3 protein-coding genes are annotated in these 6,548 nt (G+C 43.2%); all 3 read right to left on the bottom strand.

Annotated elements, in window-relative coordinates; translation table 11 throughout:
• Positions 1–187: 187 nt before the first annotated feature.
• A complete protein-coding gene (locus tag ACYTXL_RS10230; protein WP_461922289.1) occupies positions 188–2,959 on the bottom strand; it encodes a glycoside hydrolase family 10 protein in 2,772 nt (923 codons plus the stop codon).
• 97 nt (positions 2,960–3,056) lie between these two features.
• Positions 3,057–4,397 carry a TIGR03279 family radical SAM protein gene (locus tag ACYTXL_RS10225; RefSeq protein ID WP_461922288.1) on the bottom strand — a complete coding sequence of 447 codons (1,341 nt, stop codon included), beginning with the start codon at positions 4,395–4,397 and terminating at the stop codon, positions 3,057–3,059.
• 474 nt (positions 4,398–4,871) lie between these two features.
• Positions 4,872–5,696, bottom strand: a complete 825-nt coding sequence (locus ACYTXL_RS10220) for an undecaprenyl-diphosphate phosphatase (protein ID WP_461924632.1) — start codon at positions 5,694–5,696, stop codon at positions 4,872–4,874.
• Positions 5,697–6,548 lie beyond the last annotated feature (852 nt).

The following is a 6,548-nucleotide window of genomic DNA, read 5'->3' as shown; positions in this document are numbered from 1 at the left end:
TGTGTATGTCATCATCATAAGAATCTATTATCAAAACTGAATGAGCTAAAAGTCATGATTTATACTATGACCTTTGTAATAGTGGCACATGGGAAGGTTAGGAAACCCACAAGTTTCCAATGTTCGGGTTGGGAGTGAAATTCTTGGTAGCCATAGCGTTTATTTGCCTAAGTCCTGGTGTTCTGTACTAAGGATGCAGCTGCACTCGCCGTTCGCCGTAACGCAATAGCCTTTCTATAGTTACAAGCCGATTTTCCCAAACTTTGACCTGATAGGAATTTGACTTAAGCTCTTGGCTCATCAATACCCGAAATTGAGACTGGAACCGAGTTAGAGAGGCTCTCGCCACTACTAACTTACTAGGAGAAGGAGAAGCAGCAAGTTGATTTAAAGCACTGCGTAAAACTTCTGCCTGGTTGTTAAAATCTGATATTGTCTGAGCAGGTCTTTGTAGTTGCTCATTTTGGAAAATAAACTTCCATTCCCGTTGCAGCGCAGTGTAACGGATGGCGGCAGATTGAAAAGGCTGGCGGTGAGGGATCGGTTCAGTTGTTGGGGATTGAACCCTACCTTGGGTGTTAATAAAGAGTTTTTGTAGCTCGTTGTTAAAATTCTCTGCGGCAAAGAGTGCGTAACCACTAACTGGCAAGTCTCTTACCAACTGGAGTTGATCGAATGCTCCAACTGTTGGCAATGAAAGTAAGCGAATTCCCGGCACTAACAATGTAGCTCCCAATTGTTTAGAGGCGATCCAGGGTTGGGCTAGTCGTTGGAAGCTAGAAGTATCCAGAGCATAAGTCATGGGAACGATTAAATCTACATCTCCCCGCCTTGCCCAAACTTCCCAGTTTTGTTGAATTTTCTGAATCCGCTCTAGTTCTGGTAGAGGAAATACTGCAACCGACAAAATCAAATTTGGTCGTTTTTGTCGCAACTCCTGTGAAACTTGGGCGACAAAGCTATCAATTTGCTCGGTGCGAAATGTCGTCCACTTATGCCAAAGTTCTGCTTGGCTAGGGGAAATATTTATCGGATCTACACCAGCAAGTTGCTGAAACTGCGCTCTTGCAGCTTTGCCATAGCCGTAAGTTCGACCGGCTGATGGATCTTGAAAGGGGTAACGAATGTAGTCTAACTGTAGACCATCGACGTTATAGCGAGTGACAATTTCATCGTACAGCTTGAGCAAATACTGCCGCACTTCGGGGTTGGCTGGATCGAAGAATGGCTTAGTCTGTCCAACGGGAATCATGTTGCCAAGATTATCGTAGTTTGCCCAATCGGGATGAGCCGCCAGTACTGGCCCTGGATAATTAAGATTAGCGTTGATAATTTCATTGTGCCGTTGATTACCAGCAGCAAAAGTCCAAACCCAAGCGTGTAATTCCATGTCGCGCTCATGGGCTAATTTCACTGCTTCTGCTAGAGGGTCCCACCCACGAATTAATGGATTTTGCTCTTTTGCAACTTGGCTGGGATAAATGGTATAGCCAGCGTTAACAGTTTCAAAGAAGACGGTATTAATCCCAGCTTGGGCTAGGCGATCAAAAATCTGGGCTAGTCCCGCTTTGCTACCAGCACGAACAATCGTCCCCCGATCTAACCAAACTGCCCGAATTTCTGGTTGAGCCAGCCTCCGATCAACAGGAAACTGCTGCCACAAAATCCTCTTCGCTACTAGCCACTGCTGACGAGCCAGAGCGTAGTTTTTTTGGGCAATCAATATGGGTAAGTTTTTGGCAATTACCCTTACTTGTGCCAAGGTTTGGTCTTTACTTCTGACTAGCCCCCCCAATTTAGTTGAGGCCAATTGCATCGGCTGCTCCTTGACAGATTCAGGGGTGTAGGTGTCCAGATGCCTAGAGGACTGCTTTTGCTCAGATATCCCAACGCCTTCATTAGCTGCATCGGCTGATACCGCTAAATGAGCGCTTTCCACCCGACCGATCAGATTTTCTAGCTCTTGCTGGAGAGCGATCGCTTGGTTGCTGTCAATCGGCTGATTAGAATTAGGTGCAACATCCAGACGCACCGCTTGTTCCAACTGGTCTATAGCCTCCTGAGAAGTTGGGGGTTTGACTATAGCAAGTGGTCTAGGTATGGGAGCAGTGGCAGTTTTAGGAGGAGGAGATGAGGGAGATAAACTGCCTCTCTGCCCCCCTCCTGGTACAGCCACCACCGTTGTAGAGCAGTTTTGGGAACCTCCTGGTACTTTTTTCATGCGATCCGATGACAGTGGCGCTGTCAAATAGTGATTGAGAGCAGCTTTTAACCAGGCATTATCTAACTCGGCGGCTGAGACTGCATCTGTTCCCCAGCGCCAGCCCAAAAGGGTGGAACGCTCAGTTGTCACTACTGCGGCAGGATTATCTTTGGAATTCCAAACAGCAGGAGATTCAGTGCCCATATCATTAGGAATCATCACGCCGCCGCGTACTTTGCCAAAGAGTTGAGTTTGATTCGCCCATTCTGGGATATTGGTTTTTGCGGGTTTAATCTGTTCTATATCACTGAGGCTGAATCCCCAATAACCTCCCAAAAGCGATCGCAATAATTGGCGCACTCCTGGCGATGACAGATTACCTACAGGTCCACTGGCAATCAACCGCCCTCCATTACTCATCCATTCTTCTAGGGCGATCGCTTGGGTTGGCGTTAATGTCTCAACATTTGGCAAAAATAATATCTGGCGATCGCCCCAATCTGCCGCACTCTTGACATCATTTAGGGGAATTACACAATATTTCACCCCCATTGCCTGTAAGCGATCGCTTATCCCTGTCCATTGATTTGCATTTTCTTGGCCATACACTACGCTCAATGCAGGTTCTTCAGTCGCCGCCCTTACTGGCAAAATAGTAAAACTATTTAAAATTAAAAAATTTAAACTTAAAATAAATAATCCAGCTTTTTTTATTTGTGAATTTACGTTTTTATGATACTTTTCCTGATACTTCACTCCTGACTCCTCAGTGGATTATTTATTAGACATTACTTCTTATTTATCATCCACCATCACAACAAATTACCTCCGAGAAACAACTGATCTTTGATAACTAAACCTGAACAGAATTTAAAATAGATGTTTGGATTAAATCTTCAACTCCTGCTACTGGGAAAATTTTTGTATTTAGTCTCCCAGCTAATTCCTCAATACTCATATCATCTAAAAACACTAATTCACCATTTTTTAACATGACCTTCGGTAGCAAAATCCCATCACCTAAATCTTCACCTTCTAAATTTAAAAGCAAATCATGACCAGTTAATAATCCCGTTACACTGATAGTCTGCCCCCAATAATCACTACATAAAGCACGCATATTGACTTCTAAACCTTCAACCAAATTTAAGCGTTTTAAAATTGGTTGAAATGCTTTTTCTACGGCGTTGCCCACTACCCAAGTTAATTTCCTCTCAGGATAAACTTTTGACGGTAGTAATTCTGCCGCAACGGTGGCAAATTGCTTGATAAATAATTGAATTGAACCAACTCCGTTATCAATTTGGGGATATTCTTCATATTCAGATTCGCTGGGTAATTCCTCACCTGCAATCAAAAACCACTCATCGGCTAACCAAACAACGCTAGAACCGAATTGTTGGCGAAATTGCCGCGAGAGCATTTGCACTTGAGAAATCACTTCTTGGGCTTTTTCTCTAGTTACGGGTGTGAGTTCATCTTCTGGAGGCCGAAACCGTGTCAACCCAACTGGCACAACTGCCACCGATGCCACCGCAGGCACTTCACCAGTATGAAAAGACGCTAAATCTTTGAGTGTTTGTTCCAGATGTTTGCCATCATTTATACTAGGACAAACAACCACTTGAGCATGAATTTGTAGCCGCCTTTTTTGAAACCACTTGAGTTGTTGCAAGATTTGTCCCGCACGCGGATTTTTTAGCAGTCTAATTCTGACTTCGGGTTCGGTGGCGTGAACAGAAACATACAATGGAGACAAGCGCATTTGCTCAATCCGCCCCCATTCTCTTTCTGATAGATTCGTCAGGGTAAGATAAGAGCCGTACAAAAAGCTCAGACGGTAATCGTCATCTTTTAAATACAAACTGGTGCGCTTACCTGGTGGTTGTTGGTCGATAAAGCAAAATGGGCAACGGTTATTGCACTGAATTAAGCCATCAAATAGGGCAGTTTCAAATTCTAACCCCAAGTCTTGATCATAATCTTTTTCGATTTCCAGACTATGAGTTTTACCAGCAGCGTCTAAAACTTCTAATTCCAAAACTTCATCAGCACACAAAAACTGATAATCAATTAAATCACGGGGACGTGTACCATTGATTGCAACGATCGCATCCCCGGCTTCAAAGCCAATCTCTGCGGCTATTGAGTCGGGAAGAACCTTGGTAATTCGGGCAGGATGCATGGTAGTCATTGGATATTGGGCACTTATACTGACTTGTACTGAGCGGCGTCGTTGGCGCAGCCTAAGAAGAGAAGTAGCGTTGCCGTTGGCGCAGCCTAAGAAGAGAAGTATGGGGCATTGGGCATTATAGCGCTTCTGTGTTAAGTCCAATACAGACCTAACAAGAACAGCCCCTTCCCTACTAGCGTTGGGGAGTAACATTCAAAGCGGATTGTATTGCATATAAACGAGCGTAGGCGTAGCCCGTCGTAGACATCGCTATAGTCATTTGCTTTGGACAAATGACAAATGACTAATAACTAAACCACGTCTATCTTGAAATCTGTAGTTCTTCGGTGGTGAAAAGGATTTGCCCTCATCCCCCAACCCCTTCTCCCAGATTTGGGAGAAGGGGAGCCAGAATTTCAAAGTCCCTCTCCAGATATGGGAGAGGGATTTAGGGTGAGGGCAAAAACTACGCTTATAAAACTTAGATGAGGTTTATTATCCTTTCCAACCTGATGCGATCGCTAGTAAGATAGAACTACCGAATGCTAATCTATACCAAACAAAAACCAAAGTGTTTTTGGTTTGTAAATACTTGATCAAGAATGCAATTGATAGGTAGGAAAAAATAAAGGTTGAAATAATCCCGACAATTAACAGTCCAACAATGTTATCTGGCAACTCGTGGGTTTGAAACAACTTGAATATTTTCAAACTTTTATACAGCGTCGCAATCGTAAGAGTTGGAAACCCTAACAAAAATGAGAATTTCGCGGCTGTATCGCGTTCTAATCCTAAAAATAAGGCAGTTGTCAACGTCGAGCCGGAACGAGAAACGCCCGGAATCAAAGCAAGTGTTTGTCCCAATCCTACTAAAATCCCATCCCGAATCTGCAATGACTCAAAACCTCGCTTGCGAGTGCCAATTTTTTCTGCCAAACCTAATATAAGTGCCATGATGATCGACATAATGGCAATAATTAATACACTCTCAGGTAAAACGTCTTTCAACAGAAAGCCGAAAATTAAAGCAGGCAGTGTTCCTACTACAATACCGACAAGAATTTTCCACTCCTCACGTTGCCAGTCTTTGTCTTTTAGTGCTTCGATTCCACCTTTAACAATACTATAAATCAGTGACCAAAAATACCCCAAAATTGCGATCACACTGCCAAATTGAATTGCATCAACAAAATCTTTAGAACCTAATTCTTTCCAACCAAATATCTTTGTCACAATCAGAAGATGTGCAGTGCTGCTGATTGGCAAAAACTCTGTAATACCTTGAACAATACCCAAAATAAAAGCTTGGATAAACTCCATATGCAATTAATACCTTTTTCCGGTTCTAGACGTGATTATGAAGATTCTTTAGCTGATGATGTTACTTTATATACTCTTTGCTGCACCCAATCTTGTAGAAAATTCCATTTTACTGATCGATAACATCATCGAAGACGCTGGCCATGTTCTTACACTCATCTCAATAAGTCAACGCAATTTTGGCAATTCATCAAACTTTAATATTTAGCGGACTAATGGCAGTTCACTTTTTAACGGTTAAATTTAACCTCACCTCTCTGTAGTACTCAATTTACGAGGTACTACATAGGATCTGTATACATAACCCTCTTCTGTCACTCTCCGAAAACATTTGCCTTTTCTAAAATCTAGAGCTTTTGTATAGCAAGCGATCGCGCGATTCTTTTCTAATAACAAATACAAGACCTATTTTTTTCTAATAGTATAGCTTGTATTGATTGCCTCATGAGGCTTCTAGCGATCGCCCTCCCGGAGAGTGACAGAAGGGGGATAAGTAGGAAGGCACAATTAAATATAAGATAAAACCTCACCCTCAATCCCTCTCCTAACTCACGGAGAGGGAAGCCGCAGGCAGAGTAAGGTTTTATATTTAATTTGACCCACTTACTTAGTTAGGACTTACGCATTTATAGATCTCCCAACCCCCTTAAAAAGGGGGCTTTAAAAATTCCCCCCCTTTTTAAGGGGAGCCACTTGCTCTACTTGGGATCTCCCCAAGTAGAGCAAGTGGCGTGGGTTAGGGGGGATCGAGGTTTCAGGTTTTCAATCTGAACTACCCTACGGATGAATCCGGGGGGTTCCAACTTGCTGTGCAAGTTTCGTTTGTCGTGTGGTTTGGCGCAGAATGTTTCG

This window comes from Nostoc sp. (assembly GCF_054880495.1).
Note: the sequence above shows the minus strand (reverse complement) of the source record. Positions and strands in the feature narration are given on the sequence as shown.

Bases quoted from the DNA above. Each gene is read 5' to 3' on its own strand.
- ACYTXL_RS10225 (WP_461922288.1), bottom strand. From the start codon at position 4,397: ATGACTACCATGCATCCTGCCCGAATTACCAAGGTTCTTCCCGACTCA.
- ACYTXL_RS10220 (WP_461924632.1), bottom strand. From the start codon at position 5,696: ATGGAGTTTATCCAAGCTTTTATTTTGGGTATTGTTCAAGGTATTACA.